The 17,643-nt window shown below is 63.9% G+C and carries 23 protein-coding genes; 11 read left to right on the top strand and 12 right to left on the bottom strand.

Annotation, left to right across the window (positions count from 1 at the left end; genetic code table 11):
* Positions 1-31 precede the first annotated feature (31 nt).
* Complete coding sequence (locus tag ACVIW0_RS11330) at positions 32-958, top strand: quinoprotein relay system zinc metallohydrolase 2 (protein WP_461352402.1); 927 nt, start codon at positions 32-34, stop codon at positions 956-958.
* Positions 959-1,000: 42 nt separating this feature from the next.
* On the top strand, positions 1,001-1,825 hold the full coding sequence (locus ACVIW0_RS11325; RefSeq protein ID WP_461352401.1) for a quinoprotein dehydrogenase-associated SoxYZ-like carrier: 825 nt from the start codon (positions 1,001-1,003) through the stop codon (positions 1,823-1,825).
* 20 nt (positions 1,826-1,845) lie between these two features.
* Here the strand turns inward: ACVIW0_RS11325 and ACVIW0_RS11320 are convergent, their stop codons facing one another.
* Positions 1,846-2,214: a hypothetical protein gene (locus tag ACVIW0_RS11320; RefSeq protein ID WP_461352400.1), complete on the bottom strand. Its 369-nt coding sequence runs from the start codon at positions 2,212-2,214 to the stop codon at positions 1,846-1,848.
* 149 nt (positions 2,215-2,363) lie between these two features.
* On the opposite strand from ACVIW0_RS11320, the gene ACVIW0_RS11315 reads away from it, so the two are divergent.
* Genes ACVIW0_RS11315 through ACVIW0_RS11300 form a run of 4 tightly spaced genes read left to right on the top strand, consistent with a single transcriptional unit; the run spans position 2,364 to position 5,131 of the window.
* Positions 2,364-3,296 carry an ABC transporter substrate-binding protein gene (locus ACVIW0_RS11315; RefSeq protein ID WP_461357298.1) on the top strand — a complete coding sequence of 311 codons (933 nt, stop codon included), beginning with the start codon at positions 2,364-2,366 and terminating at the stop codon, positions 3,294-3,296.
* A gap of 2 nt (positions 3,297-3,298) precedes the next feature.
* Entirely contained in the window at positions 3,299-4,036 is a 738-nt protein-coding gene (locus tag ACVIW0_RS11310) for an ABC transporter permease (protein ID WP_461352399.1), read from the top strand.
* Positions 4,026-4,736 carry an ABC transporter ATP-binding protein gene (locus ACVIW0_RS11305; protein WP_461352398.1) on the top strand — a complete coding sequence of 237 codons (711 nt, stop codon included), beginning with the start codon at positions 4,026-4,028 and terminating at the stop codon, positions 4,734-4,736. The genes ACVIW0_RS11310 and ACVIW0_RS11305 overlap by 11 nt, the downstream gene beginning before the upstream one ends.
* Before the next feature lie 41 nt (positions 4,737-4,777).
* A complete protein-coding gene (locus tag ACVIW0_RS11300; protein WP_461352397.1) occupies positions 4,778-5,131 on the top strand; it encodes a hypothetical protein in 354 nt (117 codons plus the stop codon).
* Between the two features lie 6 nt (positions 5,132-5,137).
* Here the strand turns inward: ACVIW0_RS11300 and ACVIW0_RS11295 are convergent, their stop codons facing one another.
* Positions 5,138-5,374, bottom strand: a complete 237-nt coding sequence (locus ACVIW0_RS11295; RefSeq protein ID WP_244067406.1) for a hypothetical protein — start codon at positions 5,372-5,374, stop codon at positions 5,138-5,140.
* 205 nt (positions 5,375-5,579) lie between these two features.
* Between ACVIW0_RS11295 and ACVIW0_RS11290 the strand changes: the two genes are divergently transcribed.
* On the top strand, positions 5,580-5,753 hold the full coding sequence (locus ACVIW0_RS11290; RefSeq protein ID WP_461352396.1) for a hypothetical protein: 174 nt from the start codon (positions 5,580-5,582) through the stop codon (positions 5,751-5,753).
* A 51-nt stretch (positions 5,754-5,804) separates the two neighbouring features.
* On the opposite strand, the gene ACVIW0_RS11285 is transcribed toward ACVIW0_RS11290, so the two are convergent.
* The 3 genes from ACVIW0_RS11285 to ACVIW0_RS11275 all read right to left on the bottom strand — a co-directional run bounded on the left by ACVIW0_RS11285 (position 5,805) and on the right by ACVIW0_RS11275 (position 7,714).
* Positions 5,805-6,689: a hypothetical protein gene (locus ACVIW0_RS11285; RefSeq protein WP_461357297.1), complete on the bottom strand. Its 885-nt coding sequence runs from the start codon at positions 6,687-6,689 to the stop codon at positions 5,805-5,807.
* Positions 6,690-6,891: 202 nt separating this feature from the next.
* Positions 6,892-6,972 carry a pyrroloquinoline quinone precursor peptide PqqA gene (gene pqqA, locus ACVIW0_RS11280; protein WP_009031067.1) on the bottom strand — a complete coding sequence of 27 codons (81 nt, stop codon included), beginning with the start codon at positions 6,970-6,972 and terminating at the stop codon, positions 6,892-6,894.
* 343 nt (positions 6,973-7,315) lie between these two features.
* Positions 7,316-7,714: a penta-EF hand family protein gene (locus tag ACVIW0_RS11275; RefSeq protein ID WP_461352395.1), complete on the bottom strand. Its 399-nt coding sequence runs from the start codon at positions 7,712-7,714 to the stop codon at positions 7,316-7,318.
* Between the two features lie 217 nt (positions 7,715-7,931).
* Between ACVIW0_RS11275 and ACVIW0_RS11270 the strand changes: the two genes are divergently transcribed.
* The 4 genes from ACVIW0_RS11270 (at position 7,932) to ACVIW0_RS11255 (ending at position 11,353) form a co-directional block, all read left to right on the top strand.
* A complete protein-coding gene (locus ACVIW0_RS11270; RefSeq protein WP_461352394.1) occupies positions 7,932-8,177 on the top strand; it encodes a hypothetical protein in 246 nt (81 codons plus the stop codon).
* 224 nt (positions 8,178-8,401) lie between these two features.
* Positions 8,402-10,066, top strand: a complete 1,665-nt coding sequence (locus ACVIW0_RS11265; RefSeq protein ID WP_461352393.1) for a methanol/ethanol family PQQ-dependent dehydrogenase — start codon at positions 8,402-8,404, stop codon at positions 10,064-10,066.
* A gap of 13 nt (positions 10,067-10,079) precedes the next feature.
* On the top strand, positions 10,080-10,430 hold the full coding sequence (locus ACVIW0_RS11260; RefSeq protein ID WP_461352392.1) for a c-type cytochrome: 351 nt from the start codon (positions 10,080-10,082) through the stop codon (positions 10,428-10,430).
* Positions 10,427-11,353, top strand: coding sequence for a substrate-binding periplasmic protein (locus ACVIW0_RS11255; RefSeq protein ID WP_461352391.1), 927 nt, complete (start codon positions 10,427-10,429; stop codon positions 11,351-11,353). The genes ACVIW0_RS11260 and ACVIW0_RS11255 overlap by 4 nt, the downstream gene beginning before the upstream one ends.
* Positions 11,354-11,362: 9 nt before the next feature.
* On the opposite strand, the gene ACVIW0_RS11250 is transcribed toward ACVIW0_RS11255, so the two are convergent.
* The 7 genes from ACVIW0_RS11250 to ACVIW0_RS11220 form a co-directional block, all read right to left on the bottom strand.
* Positions 11,363-12,271: a flagellin gene (locus ACVIW0_RS11250; protein WP_461352390.1), complete on the bottom strand. Its 909-nt coding sequence runs from the start codon at positions 12,269-12,271 to the stop codon at positions 11,363-11,365.
* Positions 12,272-12,287: 16 nt separating this feature from the next.
* Positions 12,288-14,069 carry a flagellar hook-associated protein FlgK gene (flgK, locus tag ACVIW0_RS11245; RefSeq protein ID WP_461352389.1) on the bottom strand — a complete coding sequence of 594 codons (1,782 nt, stop codon included), beginning with the start codon at positions 14,067-14,069 and terminating at the stop codon, positions 12,288-12,290.
* Positions 14,070-14,096: 27 nt separating this feature from the next.
* Entirely contained in the window at positions 14,097-14,552 is a 456-nt protein-coding gene (locus ACVIW0_RS11240) for a flagellar protein FlgN (protein ID WP_461352388.1), read from the bottom strand.
* Between the two features lie 19 nt (positions 14,553-14,571).
* Complete coding sequence (locus tag ACVIW0_RS11235) at positions 14,572-14,826, bottom strand: hypothetical protein (protein WP_461352387.1); 255 nt, start codon at positions 14,824-14,826, stop codon at positions 14,572-14,574.
* Entirely contained in the window at positions 14,823-16,112 is a 1,290-nt protein-coding gene (gene flgE, locus ACVIW0_RS11230) for a flagellar hook protein FlgE (protein WP_461352386.1), read from the bottom strand. The genes ACVIW0_RS11235 and flgE overlap by 4 nt, the downstream gene beginning before the upstream one ends.
* Positions 16,113-16,131: 19 nt before the next feature.
* Positions 16,132-16,803, bottom strand: coding sequence for a flagellar hook assembly protein FlgD (locus ACVIW0_RS11225; protein ID WP_461352385.1), 672 nt, complete (start codon positions 16,801-16,803; stop codon positions 16,132-16,134).
* Between the two features lie 237 nt (positions 16,804-17,040).
* Complete coding sequence (locus ACVIW0_RS11220; protein WP_461352384.1) at positions 17,041-17,562, bottom strand: hypothetical protein; 522 nt, start codon at positions 17,560-17,562, stop codon at positions 17,041-17,043.
* Positions 17,563-17,643: the final 81 nt, after the last annotated feature.

Here is a 17,643-nt window from a genome sequence, read left to right as displayed (position 1 = left end):
TCGCGCGTGCCGGAGAAACTGAGGCGGAAACATGGTTCATGGCGGATCGGTGCTTGCGCTGTTCCTGGTGCTTTGGGCGCCGACCATAGCGCGGGGGCAAGAGGCGGAATTGCCTGTGAGCGAAGTCGCTCCGGGAATCTTCGTTCACAGCGGGGTCACCTCCTTGATGACGCGCGAAAACGAAGGCGCCATCGCCAATATCGGGTTCGTGATCGGCGACAGCGCGGTTGCCGTCGTCGACACCGGCGGCAGCGTTCGCGAAGGGCGGCAATTGCTCGCCGCGGTCCGCAGTCACACCGACAAGCCGATCCTCTACGTAATCAACACCCACGCGCATCCGGACCACAGCTTCGGCAACGCGGCGTTCGTCGGCGGCGGGACCAGTTTCGTCGGCCACAAGATGCTGCCGCGCGCGCTGGCGGCACGCGGGCAATTCTATCTCGACGGCTTTCGCCGGACGATGGGCGACGCCCTGATGGACGAGGTGAAGATCATTCCACCGACCGTGCTGGTCGAGGACACCATGAAGCTCGATCTCGGCGGACGAAGCCTCTCCTTGAAGGCATGGCCGCCCGCCCATAGCGACAACGACCTTACCGTCTTCGACCCGCAAACCAGCACCCTGTTCGCGGGCGACATGGTGTTCCTGGTCCACATTCCCGTGGTCGACGGCAGCCTCAAGGGCTGGCTGCGTGCGCTCGACGACCTCCAGGCTATCCCGGCCGAGCGCGTGGTTCCCGGTCACGGACCCGTGAGGGCGTGGCCTGCGGCGCTCGCCGACGAGCGGCGTTATCTTGAGACGCTGGCCGCGGACGTCCGCGCCCTGGTCAAGCGCGGCAAGCCGATTACGGCCGCAGCAGAGCATGCCGCGGAAGCCGAGCGACCGCGCTGGCAATTGTTCGACGATTACAACGCCCGCAACGCAACTGCAGCATTTTCGGAAATTGAATGGGAGTAGCCGTTGGTCCTATAATGGCGGCTCGCACCGGATTTCGCGAACATGACCGGACATCGCGCCCGCCTGCTTTGCATCGCCAGCCTCTTCACGATCGCGCTGGGCACTCCGGCTGCGTTCGCCGCCGAGGCCTATGATCCGTGGCCGGGCCTGGTCCAGGACATCTTCAACAGCCGCCCGATGAATGACGGCAACGACGTCATCGGCATCGAGATGCCGGTGCGCGCGGAGGACGCCGCGATCGTCCCGGTGACGCTGCGCAGCAAGCTTCAGCCCAGCGACAGCCGCCGCGTCGTCGCAATCACGCTCGTGATCGACGAGAACCCGGCACCGATGGCCGCCAAGTTCACGCTGGGGCCAGACGCCAACGTTACCGAGATCTCGACCCGCGTCCGCGTCAACAACTACACCAACGTTCACGCGGTTGCGGAGCTCAGCGACGGCAAGCTCTATGTCAGCAAGGTCTATGTCAAAGCCTCCGGCGGGTGCTCGGCGCCGGCCGGCAAGAACGTCGAGGAAGCCCAGAATCGCCTCGGCCAGATGCGCTACCGGCAATTCACCAGGTCCGAACAGGGGCCGGCGAGCAGCACACGGGACGCCCAGATCATGATCGGGCATCCGAACAATTCAGGCCTGCAGATGGACCAGGTCACGCAGCTCTATATCCCGGCCTTCTTCGTCAACGAACTGCACGTCTGGCAGGACGACAGCCCGGTGCTGGCGATGGAGGGCGGAATCTCGATTTCCGAGGATCCCAATATCCGCTTCACCTACGTCTCGAATGGCGCCAAGCGTTTCCGCGCCGAGGCCAAGGACACCGAAGGGCACGTCTTCGAGCACGAATGGAAGGTCGAGAATCCCGGGACCTGACGCGCTCTCACACCCGGACTTCAGAAGCACCTGACTTCGGCCTCGGCCTGCGCGCGCCTCAGGTCGTTGAGCGCGTTGGCGGCCTGCTCCGACGAGCGGAACTGGCCGCCCAGATTGCCCCGCACCTGCGCCATGCTCAGCACGGTCTCGGCGGTGACGTAGCGGTCATAGGGGATGATCGAAGCGACCACATCGATCGAGCAAGAACATTGCTCGATCGACTGCCGGGATTCGCCATTGGCCTTCATGCAGCCGAACACATATTCCGCCCGCGCCGAGGTCGGATAGTCGTTGATCTCCTGGGCCCGCGCGCCCGTGGGCGCCCCGGCGAGCACGGCCAGGAGCGCTGCCAAGATCACGGGCGGGACGGCGACAATCGGTCGTAGCATGCCAGCTCCTGCCATGGTCCTGCTTCCTCTTCTCTTTCCGCAAGCTATGCTATGGAGGTTGATCAGAAAAGAAAACATTCGGGGAAGTGGCTCAAGAAGCGATGATCATCTCTGTACGCACGGTGTTGGCTGCGGCAGTTCTGGCGGTCATGCAGTTCGGCACCTCGTGCAATGCGGAGACCGTCCGCGTTGCAGCGCAGAAGACCGGAACGCTGGCCTGGGAACTGGCCGTCATTCGCTCCCACGGTCTCGATAAGAAGGCCAATCTGTCGATCGACGTCGTCGAGCTCGCCAGCCCCGAGGCCGGCAAGATCGCGCTGCGCTCCGGCACGGCTGACGTGATGGTGTCGGACTGGCCCTGGGTGTCGCGCGAGCGCTCGCTCGGCGCCAGGCTGCAATTCTATCCCTATTCGAGCGCGCTGGGCGCCGTGATGGTGCCGGCCGCCTCGCCGCTCAAGACTCTCCCGGATCTCAAGGACCACAAGCTTGCCGTTGCCGGCGGCGCGATCGACAAGAACTGGCTGCTGCTGCAGGCCGCATTGAAGCAGGACGGCGTCGACCTGAAGTCGCAGGCGACCATCGTCTATGGCGCGCCGCCGCTGCTCGCCGCCAAGACGCTCGGCGGCGAGATGGACGCCACGCTCAATTACTGGAATTTCTGCGCCGCGCTTGAAGCCAAGGGTTTTCGCCGTCTTGCCGGCATGGAAGACGTGCTGAAAAAGCTCGGCAGCAAGGGCCGCATCGCGATGATCGGTTATGTATTCGACGAAGCCTGGGCAAACGCCAACAAGGACCTGGTGGCCCGCTTCATCGGCGTGACGCGTGCCGCGAAACAGATCCTGGCGACCTCGGATGCCGAATGGGACACCATCGCGCCGCTGACCGGCGCGCAGGATCAGGCGACGCTACACGCCTATCGAGACCGCTACCGCGAGGGGATCCCGCGCCGTCCGATCGCGGACGAAGAAGCAGATGCACGCGTGCTGTACCGGGTGCTGGCGCAGCTCGGTGGCCGCGATCTGGTCGGCACCGCGACCGAGCTCGATCCCGGCACGTTCTACCAAGCGATCCCGGGAGACTAGCGGTGCTGCGTCTGCTGTCCTTCGCACTGTTCATCGCGACCTGGTGGATTGCCTCGCTCGTGATCGGCGATGCCAAGCTGCCGGCACCGCCGGCGGTGCTGTCGGTGCTCGCAGCCGAGGCACGATCGGGGGCGCTGTTCGTCAATCTCGGCGCAACGCTCGCCCGTGTCGCGCTGGCCTTCACGCTTGCAATGGCCCTCGGCTCGGCGATCGGCTATCTAATGGGCCGCGTTTCGCTCGCCAATCGCCTCGGCGATCCCTGGCTGATCCTGCTGCTCAATTTGCCGGCGCTCGTGGTCATCGTGCTGGCCTACATCTGGGCCGGCCTGACCGAGGTCGCCGCAATCGCGGCCATCGCCATCAACAAGCTGCCGACCGCCGTCGTCACGCTCCGCGAGGGCGCCCGCGCGCTTGATCCCGCGCTCGACGAGATGGCGACCGCCTTCGCCGTCCCTCGCGGCCGCGCCTTCCGGCATGTGATCCTGCCGCAGCTTGCGCCCTACATTGCGGCGGCTGCGCGCTCCGGGCTCTCGCTGGTCTGGAAGATCGTGCTGGTCGCCGAATATCTCGGCCGCCCCAACGGCGTCGGCTTCGAGATCGGTGTCGCCTTCCAGCTGTTCGACATTCCCCTGCTGCTCGCCTATTCGCTGAGCTTTGCCGGCGTCGTGCTCGTCATCGAGACCCTGATGGTGCAGCCGTTTGAAACCAGACTAACCCGGTGGCGGCTCCGTGCAGCTTGAGGTCAATATTTCAGGCAAGAGTTTTGCGAGCGCGGCCGGCAAGCGGCACGACGTGCTCGACAAAATCACCTTCAGCTTGAACGCCGGCGAAGTTGGCGTGCTGTTCGGCCCCTCGGGCTGCGGCAAGAGTACCCTGCTCCGGATCCTCGCCGGGCTCGATGACAACTATCAGGGCCACGTCATGCGCTCGCCCGGCATGCGGCTTGGCATGGTGTTCCAGGAGCCGCGGCTATTACCCTGGCGCACCGTCGAGGAGAACGTGCGGCTGGCCGCACCTGATGTCGGCGACAGCACGCTGTCGGCGCTGTTCGAGGTGCTCGAACTGGACGCGCATAGCAAGCACTTTCCCGGTGAGCTGTCGCTCGGCCTCGCCCGCCGCGTCGCGCTGGCGCGCGCCTTCGCCATCGAACCCGATTTCCTGATCCTCGACGAGCCGCTGGCCTCGCTCGACAATGCGCTCGCGGGGCGGCTGCGCGACCAGATTGCCACGCTGGTGGCCAGCCGGAAGATGATGACGCTGCTGGTCACCCACGATCTCGACGACGCCGTCCGCCTCGGCGACCGCCTGTTCTTCCTGTCACCGCGGCCAGCGCGAATCCTTCACGTCGAAACCATCGCCGCGCCGCGCGCCGTGCGCGGCGAGCCCGAGATCGGCGAAATCAAGCGGCAGCTCTCACAGCTGGACCTTGCAAATATGTGAGACGCCGTCATCCTTCGGCAAAATTGATAGGGAGAGACCGGATGGCCCGTGCGTTGATCGCTGTTGGTGTTGCGTTGCTGGTGCTGCCGGCGACCGTGCTCGCCCAGAGCAAGGGCAAGGGCATTCGGCTGTGGAATCTGACCAGCGCGACGATCACGAGCTTCGAGCTGTCGCCGGCCGGCAAGAATGAATGGGGTCCGAACCAGACGCTGAACGACAAGGACAAGGAAGTCGACCACGACGAGCGTCTGCGCATCACCGGCGTCGAGCCTGGCCGCTACGATGCCAAGGTCGGCTACAGCGGCGGCAAGCAGTGCGTCGCCCGCGACATTGAGATCAAGGCGGAGGCAGTGTTTTCGGTCTCCGACAAGGATCTCAGGGATTGCAACAAATAGGGGGAGCTAGCCGGCCGGCGGTTCGCCGCCCGTGCTCGCACGATCGTTGGTGTGCGGATATTCGCAGCGCCATCGCACCGCAGTCCATTTCGGATGGTCGCCGACCCATTGCGCAATGTAAGGCGGCGCGGCCATGGCGCATTGCTGCAGCGAGCCGCTCCAGTTGAACACCAGATGCTGCTCTTCGCAGGTGGCGGGCGACAGCACGGCACATACAGTGACAATCAGGTCAATCGGGTTCATGCGCGATCCCTAAGCGTGCTCACGAAATAGATAACACAACGGAATACGTGTTCAGCCAAGCCAGGGTTTCACAGCCCCGTGAAAGGACGGGGAATCCGGAGCCATTTCGCTCGAAAAATGCGGCATTATGGCGCAAACGCCACAAGGAGCCGAAAGTGGTAGCCGTGGCGGCTGCAGAGGCTTGGCTGGCGAGGGAAACCAAAGGGTGAGCGGTACTGGCTTCATCATGTTCGGTGCAGTGTTTCTCTTATTCGGCAGTATGCTTTGGGCGGCGCTTCAGATGTGGCGAGACCAAGCCTCGACGCTTAAGGGGCCGATGGGTCTTATGCTCTGGGGATTTCCCGTCATCATTCTTATTGCAGCGCTTTTCTTCAAGTAGCCATCACTAGAGGGATTTGTGACGTTTGCGCCATAATGCCGCGAAAATGCCCTAGAAATTCAGACCGTACACCAGCCGCGCCTGGTGGCGCTCGAAATTGACCAGGTCGAGGGCGGCATTGCTCCCGGCTCGCTGGCCCCAGGCCTGGATGCTCCAGGTCGCGGTCAGGCGCGAGCGCTCGGAGAGCTGGAAATAGGCGGTGGGGCCGATGAACAGCGCCTGCCCGGACAACTCATCCAGGCCGATCCCCTCATACTTCCTGAAGTAGCGCGCTTCGCCGCCGATCAGGATATCCGGCCTTACCTTGGCCATCAGGCCGAACGCAACGCCGACCGTGGCATCCTGTTCTGCCGTGCCGGTACGCGGAAGGCGCGTCCATTCCGGCTCATAGCTGACGTTGAGCGCCGCGATCATAAAATTCGGGATCACCTCGCGGTCGAACGCCGCCGTGAGTTCGGTGCCGTAGCTGCGGACCGCCGCGGCCGTCGTTTCGTCGACACGTTCGGCGCGTGTCTCCAGCGCGACCGTCATGCCGAAGGGCGCCGTCTCACGATCGAGGAAACGATAGCGGAAATCGGCCGAGACGCCCTGCCACGACAATTGGCGGCGATCGTCAAGGCCGGGGACGCGGTTGATGTCGTACGCACCGAAGGACGCGCCGAGCTCGACACGAAAATTCGGCGCCGGAACGAGCTCAAGCTCCATTTCCTGATTGAGCGTGCGGTAGCGCCCGCCGTCCTTGACGAAGCGCCCGGTGGTCTGGCTCTGGAATTCACGCTCGCCGACCTCGCCGACGTCGGAGCCGATCATGAAGCCGAAGATGTGCTCGGTATCAAAACCCTCGGCATACGCGCAAAGTGGCAGCACCGCGGCGACGCCGGCGATCGCCGCCCCCACCAAGCCTATCCAACGCCCTCGCTTGATTTCGAAGTTCATCGTCCCCCGGACCATCGCCACAATCCGCACTGTAGGACAAAGCAATGCAGCCCGCCAATCGCGCAGGGCGGTGTCGCTGGCAAGGTCTTGTGGGAAGGATGTGAGGGAAGCTGCTCGAGCGGCTGCATCGCGGCCGCAAAAGGCGTCTGCCCGGCTCGATGCAGCAAGCCACTCGAGCCGGGCAGACGTTACGCGTGTTAGATTACTTGCGCGCTGCGCAGGCGTACATGTTGATTTCCATGCCCACCGGCACTTCGACGATCTTCGGTGTTTTCCAGGCCATTTCCTTCTCCCAAAGTAAAGTTGGCGCAAGCCTCGCGCCGCGCGGCAAGCTAGGACTGCCTTTTCCAGGGCGCAAGCTGGGCCGGTAGGAACCCGACTTCGCTGCTGGACATGCCGCAACGGACGACGGCTCGCTGGCGCCTGCCCGGCCTTGAGGCGGCTGGGAAATTCCGACACTGATCTGTCAGGCATTTTCCGGCTGCCGGGTAGCGACGCGCCGATAAGCAGACCCGATCGCGCCGCCCTGGTCTTGCCCAAGAGCGAAATCGCAACTTTTTTTGTTGGGCGCGGAATCCAGGATCAATATCCCGGAATCCGCCCAGCCGGACTCGCCGGCAACGCGGCTATTTGAGCAGGCGCAGCAGGGCCCGGCCGGCGCGTGAGTTCAGCTCTTTCGCGTCCAGCGTTCCGTCGCGGTCGGGATCGGCAGCCTTGAAACGCTGCTCGACGACCGCGAGATATTCGTCGAGCGTCAAGGTGCTGTCGTGATCCGGATCAGCCATCTTGAGCTCCTGCGGGGTGAGCCGTCCGCGCAACTCGCGCACGTCGAGCGTGCCGTCATGATCCGGATCGAGCTTGGCGAACAGATCGGCGGCAGCCTTCTTCGCTTCGGCAAGATCGACCGTGCCGTCATTGTCGGGGTCGAGCATCTTCAGCGCGTTGCGGCTGCCGGATGCCGCCAAAGCGGGACCCGCGAGGGCGGCCATGGCGAAAATCAGAGCAAGCGATCGGCGCGAAATCATCGTCGGTCTCCCTTGAGAGCCGCCCCTGCCGAGACTCCCGTCAAGACAAGAAACGGAGCCCACCCGGCGTCGAGCCCACCATAGCAGCTCCGACGAAGCTGCCTACCGGTCAAGAACGCGGCAGACCGTGTCGGGTTTCGGGTGGAAAGCGATTGTCTCACGGATCATTTTTGGCATTCGGCAGATTGCATTGCGCGGGGGATCAGCGAGGCGACCCATGAGCGAGATTGACAGGACCATATTGGGCTGCCTCGTTGCTCTCCTCCTGATCGCGCCGGTGTCCGCGCAGAACGGGGCCCCCGCCCCCACAGTGGATGCGGTCCAGCATCGCACCCTCACCGGCAAGGAGCGGCTCGGGCGCAAATGGACTGACGAGCAGCGCATCGACAATTGCAATGTGCCGCCGGACAAGCGGGGCACCAAGCCGCGGCCGAGTGCGTGTCCGCATGCGCCGTCAAGCTGATCGAACGCTTCGCACTGCGGCATAGCGGCGGTCCCGCCTGGTGTTGAGTATTCCAAGCGACAGTAAGCTTCATTTGCGAAAAACCTGACAAGCTCAACCAGCCTGCCAAGCTTGGCCGGGGGTTCGTTCACGTTTTCGTATTGACCCGTTTTGGTTTCAGGCGGATGGTTCCGCCCGCAACGTCAGGAATAGGCGTGCAGAAAAAGGTTCATTGGGAGGATAGGATGAGACGCATTGCGCTGGCCGCAAGCCTCGTAATTTTTGCATCGTGTGGTGCAAGCGCCCAGACCAACGAGCAGTTGGTCAAAGGGGCCACCGACACATCGAACGTTCTCAATTATGGAATGGGTTACAATCTTCAGCGCTTTTCGACGCTGAACCAGATCAACAAGGACACCGTCAAGAATCTGGTGCCGGTCTGGAATTATAGCTTGAACGACGACCGCAGCGAGGAATCGCAGCCGCTCGTCTACCAGGGCGTCCTCTACGTCACCACGCACAACGCCACGATCGCGGTCGACGCCAAGACCGGCAAGCAGATCTGGAAGACCAAGGTCGAGTATCCCGCCGAGACGCCGCGGATCGTCTGCTGCGGCATCATCAATCGCGGCGCCGCGCTGTATGACGGCAAGGTGTTCCGCACCACCCTCGACGCCAATGTGATCGCGCTCGATGCCAAGACCGGCAAGGAGCTGTGGCGCCAGAAGGCGGCCGACATCAAGGAAGGCTACTCGATGACGGTGGCGCCCTTGGTCGCCGACGGCGTCGTGATCACCGGCATCTCGGGCGCCGAATTCGGCACCCGCGGCTTCATCGACGGCTGGGATCCGGCCACCGGCAAGCAACTCTGGCGGACCTACTCGATCCCGACCCCGGACGAGCCCGGTGGTGACACCTGGAAGGGCGACACCTGGAAGCTCGGCGGCGGCTCGACCTGGATCACCGGCTCCTACGATGCCGAATTGAACACGGTGTATTGGGGCATCGGCAATCCCGGCCCGTTCAACTCGGCGGTCCGTCCCGGCGACAACCTCTACACCTGCTCGGTGCTCGCGCTCGACCCAAAGACCGGCAAGATCAAGTGGCATTACCAGTTCTCGCCGAACAATCCGTTCGACTATGACTCGGTGGCCGAGATGGTGCTTGCCGACATGAATGTCGAGGGCAAGCCGACCAAGGTGCTGATGGATGCCAACCGCAACGGCTTCTTCTATGTGCTCGATCGCACCAACGGCAAGCTGCTCGCGGCCAATCCCTATGTGAACGTCAACTGGGCCACCGGCATCGACATGAAGACCGGCCGCCCGATCGAGACCGACGTCTCCAAGGATGCGCGTGACGGCAAGAAGGTCACGGTCTACCCGTCGATCCTCGGCGGCAAGAACTGGGAGCCGATGTCGTTCAATCCGCAGACCGGCCTCGCCTATGCCAACACGCTCGCCTTCGGCGGCCACTACAAGGCCGAGCCGGTGACCTTCAAGCAGGGCGAATGGTATCTCGGCATGGACCTCACCGATCCCTGGGAATGGGGCACCGGACCGCGCGGCCATCTCAAGGCGATCGATCCGATGACCGGCAAGGCGAAGTGGGAAGCGCCGAGCGACATTCCGCGCTTCTCCGGCGTGCTCTCCACCGCCGGCGGCGTGGTGTTCTCCGGTCAATTGACCGGCGAATTCGAAGCGTTCGACGCCGACACCGGCAAGAAGCTCTGGCAGTTCCAGACCGGCTCGGGCATCGAAGGACAACCGATCACCTGGCAGCAGGACGGCGTGCAGTATGTCGCCGTCACCTCGGGCTATGGCGGCGTCTATTCGCTGTTCTCCGGCGATGAGCGGCTTGCCAAGGTGCCGCCCGGCGGCTCGCTATGGGTCTTCGCGGTCAAGAACTGAGCGCGGAGCACACGTGACTGAAAGAGTAACCCTGTTGACGGCGGCGATCTTCGCCGCCGTCGCGGCGGCCTTGATCACATTGATCCCGGCGGCCGCACAGCAAACCAGTGCAATCGATCTTCAGGGGCAGGCCGACCAGGGCAAGATCACCTACGCCAAGAACTGCTCGCATTGCCATGGGCCCAACATGGTCAATTCCGGCACCATCACGCCGGATTTGCGCGCATTTCCCGACGACAAGACGCGCTTCGTGACCACCGTGAAGCAAGGCAAGAACGGCAAGATGCCGCCCTGGCTCGACATCCTGAGCGAGCAGGAGATCGCCGACGTCTGGGCCTTCCTGGTGACCCGGAGGCCGCAATGAGAGCAATCCTCGCGGGCACCGCGGCAGCCCTGCTGCTTGCCATGACGGCGGCGGCACATGCCGTCGACGAGCCGCTCACGGTGTGCCTCGACGAGGATCTGCCGCCGCTGTCGGCGCATCATCGCGGCAAGCCGGATTCCGGCTTTGACGTCGCGCTCGCGCAAGCGATTGCCGAGCGGCTCGGGCGACCGCTCAAGATCCAGTGGTTCGAGAGCAAGCTCGACGAGGACTCGAGCCCCGCCCTCGAAGCCAACGCGCTGCTGTCGGACGGCCGCTGCGCGCTGGTCGGCGGCTACGCCCTCACCACCGACTCGCTGAAGGTGCCCGGCGTCACGACCGCCAAGCTGCCGGACTTCGACGGCGCGACCCGCGACGATCGCCGCCGGCGGATTCCGATCGGGGTGCTGGTGCCGAGCCGGCCCTATATCTATTCGCCGATGACCGTCGTGCTCGGGCCGAAAGCGAAACAGCGCAAGATCACCGATATCGGCGATCTGGCCGGCCTTCGCCTGACGATCGAAAGCGGTACGCTCGGCGACGCCATCCTGATGACCTTCGACAAGGGCAGGCTGATCGACGACATCACCCATCTGGTTCCCGGCCGCAGCGACCTGCTGGGCGAACTCGAGCGCGGCGAATACGACGCCACGCTGCTCGACCTGCGCCGCTTCGACGCCTACCGCGCCGAGCATCCCGACACCAAGATTTCGGCCTCCGGCTATTACTATCCGATCGGCGCCAACCGCGGTTACGTCGCGCTCGAAACCGACAAGGCGCTGCTGGAAGCCGTCAACAAGGCGCTCGCCGATCTGCAAGCCAAGGGCACCATCGCCGAGCTCGGCAAGGCCGCCGGCCTCACCTGGCTCGCGCCGCGCGAGCCGATCATCCTCGGCGATGTCTGGCTGAAGATCCTGAACCGGTGATGCCGGCAGCTACCGCAGATAGCTCGCCAGGTTCATGCTCTGGATCTTGGAGATCGCCGAATAGGACGCCGTCAGCTGCGCCTGATAGGTCGACAGCTGCGCCGTCACCGCGGCGACGTCAACGCTGGTGAGGTCGGTCGACAGGGTCTTGGCAAAGTTCTGGTAGTCGCTCTGGTCGGTGCTGGCGGTCTCCATCTGCGATGCCGCGGTCGAGAGCTTGGCCTGCACCGTCGACGTCGCATCCAGCGCCGTGCTGGCGAGGTTGAGCGCCTGCGAGATATCGCTCGACGACAGGCTCGAGCTGTTGCCGACATATTTCAGCAGCCGCATGACCTGCTCGAACGCCGGATTGTCGGCGGTGATGCCATAGGACACCGACTGGCTGTCGGAGACGCGCACGGTGGCGATCTCGCTGTCGCCCTTGTAGTAGCTGGTGTCTGATGTCGTCAGCGAACCGGTACCGGTGCCGAAGGTCGACATATCGACCGGGGCGGTGTCGGTGCGGGCGCCGCTGAAGACATATTCGCCGTCATATTGGGTGTTGAGCAGTCCCTGCATCTGCGCCATGGCCTGCTGGGCATAGTTGATCACCGATGCCGTCGCCGTGCTGCTGCCGGTGGTGGCGGCGCTGAGCTGGGTCCGTAGCTGGGTGATGATGTCGGTCACCGAGCCGACCGCCGAATACATCGCCTGCACCTTGTTGTCGGCGAGATTGGCGGCATCGATATAGGACTGGGCGCGCGCCACCGAGACCTGCAGATTGATGACCCGCCCGGCGCCGGAGCCGTAGCCGCCGAAATCCTCCGACTGCATCCCGGAGGATTCCTGCACCTGCTCGTTGGCCATCGCCGCCTGCAGCCGCAGCGCACTCGTGATCATCTGGTCCGACTGCGCGAAGGTGGCAACACGCATCAACATGACGACGGCCTCACACTCAGCTTGCGGTCATCGCGGTCATCAGTGCCGAGAACATGGCGTTGATCGCCGTGATGATCTGGGACGCGGCGGCGTATTTGCTCTGCAAGGCACTCAGATTGGCGCTTTCCTGGTCGATGTTGACGCCGGACTGCGACGATAGCGAATTCGCATAAGTCGACTGCGCGGTCTGCCTGGCGGTGTAGGTCGACGATGCCTGGGTTGCCTTGCCGGCGACGTTGGCGACGATCGCGGCCGCATAGTCGGTGAACGAGCCTGTGGTGGCGCCGAGCCCGCCCGCCATCGCGAAATTGGTCGATCCCGTCAGGGCGCTCGAGAGCGCGTTGATCACCGTTGCCGAGCCGGGCGACAGCACCGAGTTTCCACTGGAGAGTGTCGCGGAGCTGTCGAGCGTCGCCGTCGGCAGCCCCGACGTGCCGTTGAGGATGTCGCTGCGAACTGCGACATCCGAAGCACCGGTTCCCGTGATCAGGTCGTTGAGCCCGAAATAGTCCGAAAATCCTTCGCCAGAGCTGCCGACCGCGCTCGTCATCTCGTTGATGACAACGCCATTGCCCGATCCGGTCGCGGAGATCGTCAGATGTCCGTTGGAATCGATCGAAGCCGTGACGCCAGGGACGTTGCTGTTGATATCGCCGACGAGCGCGCTAACCGTCGTATCAGACGCGAGATCGAGATCCTTGTAGGACACCAGGTTGCCGCTCTTGTCCGTAACCGCAATCCGCACCGTTCCGGTCGCCGACAACGCCGTCGCATTGCTTACGGTGGCGGTGCCGGTCAAGGTAGCCGGCGGCGGCAGCGATGTGCCCTGGTTCGACACGGCGTTGACGGTCGCGGTCAGCTGCCGGGCGAGCTCGTCGAGCTGCGACTGCGCGGCCGGCAGTGTCTGGTCGCGCAGCGCGATCAGTGCACTGACCTTGCCGGAGGTGATCTGCGAGGTGATGTCGACCCCGTTGACGGTAATGGCGCTGAAGCCGCTCGTCGCCGATCCCGCGGTGTACGTCGTCGCCGCCGTGACACTGGACGTCGGCGTGTAGCTCAGCGGATGCGCCGTGCTGTCGACCAGGGCCTGTCCCGAGCCGGTATAGACCTGCACGTCGCCGCTCGAGTTGGTGAAATAGCTCACATTCATTTGCGATGCGAGGTCCTGCAGCGCGCTGTTGCGCTGGTCCTCAAGATCGGCAGTCGGCTGGCCTGCGGCAGCTTCCTGCTTGATCTGCTTGTTGAGATCCGAGATCTGCTGCAGATCTGAATTGATGTCGGTGACCGATGACGCAATGTCCTGGTCGGCGTTGGAGCGCAGCTTCTGAATTCCGCTCGAGGTTTGCTGCAGCTGCGTCGTGACCGCATTCAGCGCACTGACCACGTTGGACTGCAGCGACGCGCTGCTCGGCGTGCTCGCCAGCGACGACAACGCCGACTCGAATGCCGCGATCGTATTTGCCAGCGAGGTGCCCGTCGTGGAGCTGCCCGAGCTCGACGTCGAGCCATAGAGCTGCTGAAGCTCGGTCAGATAGTTGTTGTTGGTGTCGGCGGCGCCGAGATCGGAATCGGCGCTGACCAGCGACTTCAACAGCAGCTTGTCGACTGTGCTGGTGATCCCCGTGATCGTGACGCCGGTGCCGACACCGGCGGTGACGCTGCTGCTCTGGTTGGCGGTCTTCTCGGTATAGCCCTTGGTGTCGGCATTGGAGATATTGGCCGAGGCTATGCTGATCTGCACCTGCGTGGCTGACAGCCCGCTGAATGCGATGCTACGTGCGATATCGAGCGACGACACGGCCTACTCCCTCCGGCGCCGGCCCGATCAGGCCCGCACGTTGGTGCCATAGGACATCGCGGGGGTGACGCGACGGCCGCCGGCCCCATAAGGCGATACATTGGCGAGCTGCTCGCGGATCGCCTGCATGATCGCCTCGATCCGGCGGTTGCTGGCATCGATCGCCGCGCGCAGCCGCATTACGTTCTCATCCATCGCGATCCTAAGCTTCAGGATGCGGTCCATCAGTTGCTCGCGCAGCATGCGGTCCTGGACGTTGAGATTGGCGGCCTTGCCGACCGCCTCGGCCACGCACTGCTCGAACAGGATGGCAAGGCGGTTCTTCTCGTCGACCTGCTTCAGCCGCGAGGCCGGCAGGCCCTTGGCGAGCTCGACGTTCTCCTCGTTCACGATCGCGATCAGATTATCGATCAGCGCGATCAACGACCTGGCGCGCTCGTCATTGCCCGCGGGATTGATCTTGATGTTGCGTTCCGGCGTCATGTCATCGCTCCCGTTCAAGCTAGTGTCCGCGGCGCAGGTCGCGAACCGATTGTGCGCTGCGCCCGTATGCGGTGATCGCGGTTATCCGGGCCGTGGCCCGGTTGAATTCCTGGTCGAGCCGCGCACATTCGCGCATCAGCTGATCGCGCAATGTTCCGATGTCGTCGAGCAACGCGGTGAGCTGCGCCCGATCGTCCGGCTGGACGGTAGCCGCCTTCGCCTTCAGCCGCCGAAGCCTGACCAGCAATCGGTCATTGGTGTTGTTGGTTATCATCGCGACACCGCCGAGATCAGCGTATCGAACATCTTGTCGACGGTGGTGATCACCTGCGACGCCGCCGAATAGGCCTGTTGCGCCGAGATCATGTTGGAGAACTGGCCGCTGGTGTCGGTGGTGCTCGATTCCAGCTCGCTGCCATAGATCGTGCCGGCGCCGTTGCTGCCCGAGGTCTGCAGCGTGGCGTTGCCGGAGGCGGCGGTCGCCGAGTACATGCCGTCGCTGGCCGCACTCAATCCGTTGGGGTCGCTGAAGGTCGCAACCGCAATCTTGTAGATCGCGATGGTCTGCCCATTGGAATAGGTGGCGTCGACCACGCCGCCCTTGCCGATCGAAATGCTGCTCAGCTTGCCGTAAGGCAGCCCGTCCGAGGTGATGCTGGTGAGGTCGACGGCTGGTGTGCTCTGGCCCGACGAATACTGCGTGAGGCCATCGGTCTTGCCAGCCGTACCGAGATTGAGCGTGATGGCGGTGCCATTGGCGGTTGAGCTGTCGGCCGCGCCGTCCTTCCAACCGGTGATCGAGATGGTCGGCGGGCTCGGGCTTGTCGAGGCAAGCGAGCCGTCGGCGTTGAAAGTAATATCCACCGTATCGGTGATCGCGTTGGCGCTGGCTGTGGTGGAGTCCGACGCGAGCTTGGGCTGCTCGAAGCTGGCCTGCCAGGTATTGTCGGCGGTCTTCTTCCAGTCGATCTGGATCGTGTTCGCCGTACCCAGCGAATCGTAGACCGTCATCGAGCTGTTGAAGGTCGCGCCGACGGCGGCATCGGCCGGCAGGTTCGCTGCGACTGTGGTCTTGGTGGTGGCGCTACCGCTGGTCGAGGCCACCTGGGTGTTGATCGGTCCGAGGCTCGCGGCGGAGGCGTTGCCGATGATGTTGCCGTCAGCGTCGGTGCGCCAGCCCTCGAGGTAATTGCCGTTGTTGACGAGGTAGCCGAGATTGTCGGTGGTGAAGGCACCGTTGCGCGTATAGGAGGTTGTGCCGCCGGTCGTTGCGTTGGTGGTGACGAAGAAGCCGCTGCCCTGGATCGCGACGTCGGTGGCGTTGGTGGTCGCAGCCAGCAGGCCCTGCTGGGTGATATTGGCGCGGCCGGACACGTTGACGCCGCCGGACGTGTATGACGTGGCGCTGTTGGATGCCGTCACCAGGTCTTCGAACATCGCCGACGTGGTCTTGTAACCCGTGGTGTCGGCGTTGGAGATGTTGTCGGAAATCATTGCCAGCGACTGGCTCTGCGCGTTGAGCGCCGAGATCGCCGAGGAAAGTGCACCAGTCAGACTCATGATAATACTCCGGAAGCAATCAGGACGTGACGCCGATGATGTTGGCGGCGCTGACCGGGACGCCGTTCACGAGCAGCGACGGTGTCGAGCCGGAGGCATCGATCCCGGTCACCGTTCCCGTCATCGTCGTGTAGCTGAGCAGCGAGTTTCCGGCGGGGTCGGTCGCGGTCACCTGGATGGTGTACTGGCCGCCATTGCTCAGCTGCGTGCCGCTCGTGGTCTGGCCATTCCAGGTGAAGGTGTTGGAGCCGGCGTTTCCGGTCCCCTTGCCGCTCCACACCGTGTTGCCCGAGGAGTCCTGGATCGTGATCGCGACGTTTGACGCGGGCGAGGTCAGCGAGTAGCCGAACGTCGCCGAGCCGTTGGTCAGCTCCGCCGTATTCGTCTTCGCCTCGACGGTGTGACCGATGTAGTTGACCGAGTTGAGCGTCACGAGGCTCGAGAACGAGCTTGCCAGCGACGTCATGCTGGCGTTGGTCGACTGCTGCTCGGTGAAGTTGGCGTAGGAGGTGAGCTGATTGATGAAGTCGGTCGTGCTGGTGGCGTTCAGCGGGTCCTGGTTCTGCAGCTCGCTGACCAGCAAATTGAGGAAGTCGGTCGAGCTCATTCCCATCGACGCAGTCGACGATGAACTCGAGGACGAGCTCGAGGCGGTAGACGTTGCAGCAGAGGTTGTCGAGGAAACGGTCATGACAAGGCTCTCTTCGCCGCGGGTGAGTGCGACGGAACGCGGTGGAACATTGGGGTCGTGGTGTCGTTCGCAGATAAAACGGATGGCGCGCCGAATTCAGGCGCGGATTCATCCGTGTGAAATCATTTGATTAATCGGCAGAATTTGCCGTGTCGGCCGCGGCCGTGAAGACCCGCAAAAGATCCGCAGGCCGAGCCGCCGCGGCAGCGCGGAACACGCTCAAAGGTGTACGGGGGCTTAGAGCGGAAGGCTGACCGGCAGCTCCGGCTCGCCAAGCAGCAGCGCCGGCGGCGCCAGCGCGGGCAACAGGCACAGCGCCAGCAACAGCGCAGGCAGCACCTTGCCTGGCTGTGTCGATTCGTCCGGAGCGTGCGCCTCATTCGGCTGAACCTCGGACGGATCCGGCTCCAGCGGCCTCTCCTCGGGCAGCTTCTCTTGCGGCAATTTCGCCGCTGCGGCCGCGATGCGGCCGACAAGACCCCTGGGTGCGCGAACCGGCGGTGCCGCAAGGGCCCGCCGCAACGCGCTGGCCTCTTCATAGAGCGTCCGCGCCTCGGCCGAGGAGGCCAGCAGCTGGACGGCGGCAAGACGTTGATCATCGGGCCAGCGGGACAGATCCTCCCCCAGCCGGTCGATCAGGTCTTCGAATGTCGCAACGTCCATCCCGCGCGCAGATCCAGCCTCGTCGCCACGGCTGTCATAAAGCATTCGCGGGACGGCGGAAATCAATTTCCGCCGCCGGTCCGCCAGGTCCAGCATGGTGCTCACCGGGCAGCCTTTTTCCCCAACAGGACGCCCGCCCTGGCGCCCTGCCCCGCCGGGCGAAACGGATTCGTCGGC

It is taken from the genome of Bradyrhizobium sp. USDA 4454 (assembly GCF_054822705.1).
Note: the sequence above shows the minus strand (reverse complement) of the source record. Positions and strands in the feature narration are given on the sequence as shown.

Coding starts and splice junctions, on each gene's coding strand:
- ACVIW0_RS11330 (WP_461352402.1), top strand. CDS start 32: ATGGTTCATGGCGGATCGGTGCTTGCGCTGTTCCTGGTGCTTTGGGCG.
- ACVIW0_RS11325 (WP_461352401.1), top strand. CDS start 1,001: ATGACCGGACATCGCGCCCGCCTGCTTTGCATCGCCAGCCTCTTCACG.
- ACVIW0_RS11320 (WP_461352400.1), bottom strand. CDS start 2,214: ATGCTACGACCGATTGTCGCCGTCCCGCCCGTGATCTTGGCAGCGCTC.
- ACVIW0_RS11315 (WP_461357298.1), top strand. CDS start 2,364: ATGCAGTTCGGCACCTCGTGCAATGCGGAGACCGTCCGCGTTGCAGCG.
- ACVIW0_RS11300 (WP_461352397.1), top strand. CDS start 4,778: ATGGCCCGTGCGTTGATCGCTGTTGGTGTTGCGTTGCTGGTGCTGCCG.
- ACVIW0_RS11295 (WP_244067406.1), bottom strand. CDS start 5,374: ATGAACCCGATTGACCTGATTGTCACTGTATGTGCCGTGCTGTCGCCC.
- ACVIW0_RS11285 (WP_461357297.1), bottom strand. CDS start 6,689: ATGAACTTCGAAATCAAGCGAGGGCGTTGGATAGGCTTGGTGGGGGCG.
- pqqA (WP_009031067.1), bottom strand. CDS start 6,972: ATGGCCTGGAAAACACCGAAGATCGTCGAAGTGCCGGTGGGCATGGAA.
- ACVIW0_RS11275 (WP_461352395.1), bottom strand. CDS start 7,714: ATGATTTCGCGCCGATCGCTTGCTCTGATTTTCGCCATGGCCGCCCTC.
- ACVIW0_RS11270 (WP_461352394.1), top strand. CDS start 7,932: ATGAGCGAGATTGACAGGACCATATTGGGCTGCCTCGTTGCTCTCCTC.
- ACVIW0_RS11265 (WP_461352393.1), top strand. CDS start 8,402: ATGAGACGCATTGCGCTGGCCGCAAGCCTCGTAATTTTTGCATCGTGT.
- ACVIW0_RS11255 (WP_461352391.1), top strand. CDS start 10,427: ATGAGAGCAATCCTCGCGGGCACCGCGGCAGCCCTGCTGCTTGCCATG.
- ACVIW0_RS11250 (WP_461352390.1), bottom strand. CDS start 12,271: ATGTTGATGCGTGTTGCCACCTTCGCGCAGTCGGACCAGATGATCACG.
- ACVIW0_RS11240 (WP_461352388.1), bottom strand. CDS start 14,552: ATGACGCCGGAACGCAACATCAAGATCAATCCCGCGGGCAATGACGAG.
- ACVIW0_RS11235 (WP_461352387.1), bottom strand. CDS start 14,826: ATGATAACCAACAACACCAATGACCGATTGCTGGTCAGGCTTCGGCGG.
- flgE (WP_461352386.1), bottom strand. CDS start 16,112: ATGAGTCTGACTGGTGCACTTTCCTCGGCGATCTCGGCGCTCAACGCG.
- ACVIW0_RS11225 (WP_461352385.1), bottom strand. CDS start 16,803: ATGACCGTTTCCTCGACAACCTCTGCTGCAACGTCTACCGCCTCGAGC.
- ACVIW0_RS11220 (WP_461352384.1), bottom strand. CDS start 17,562: ATGCTGGACCTGGCGGACCGGCGGCGGAAATTGATTTCCGCCGTCCCG.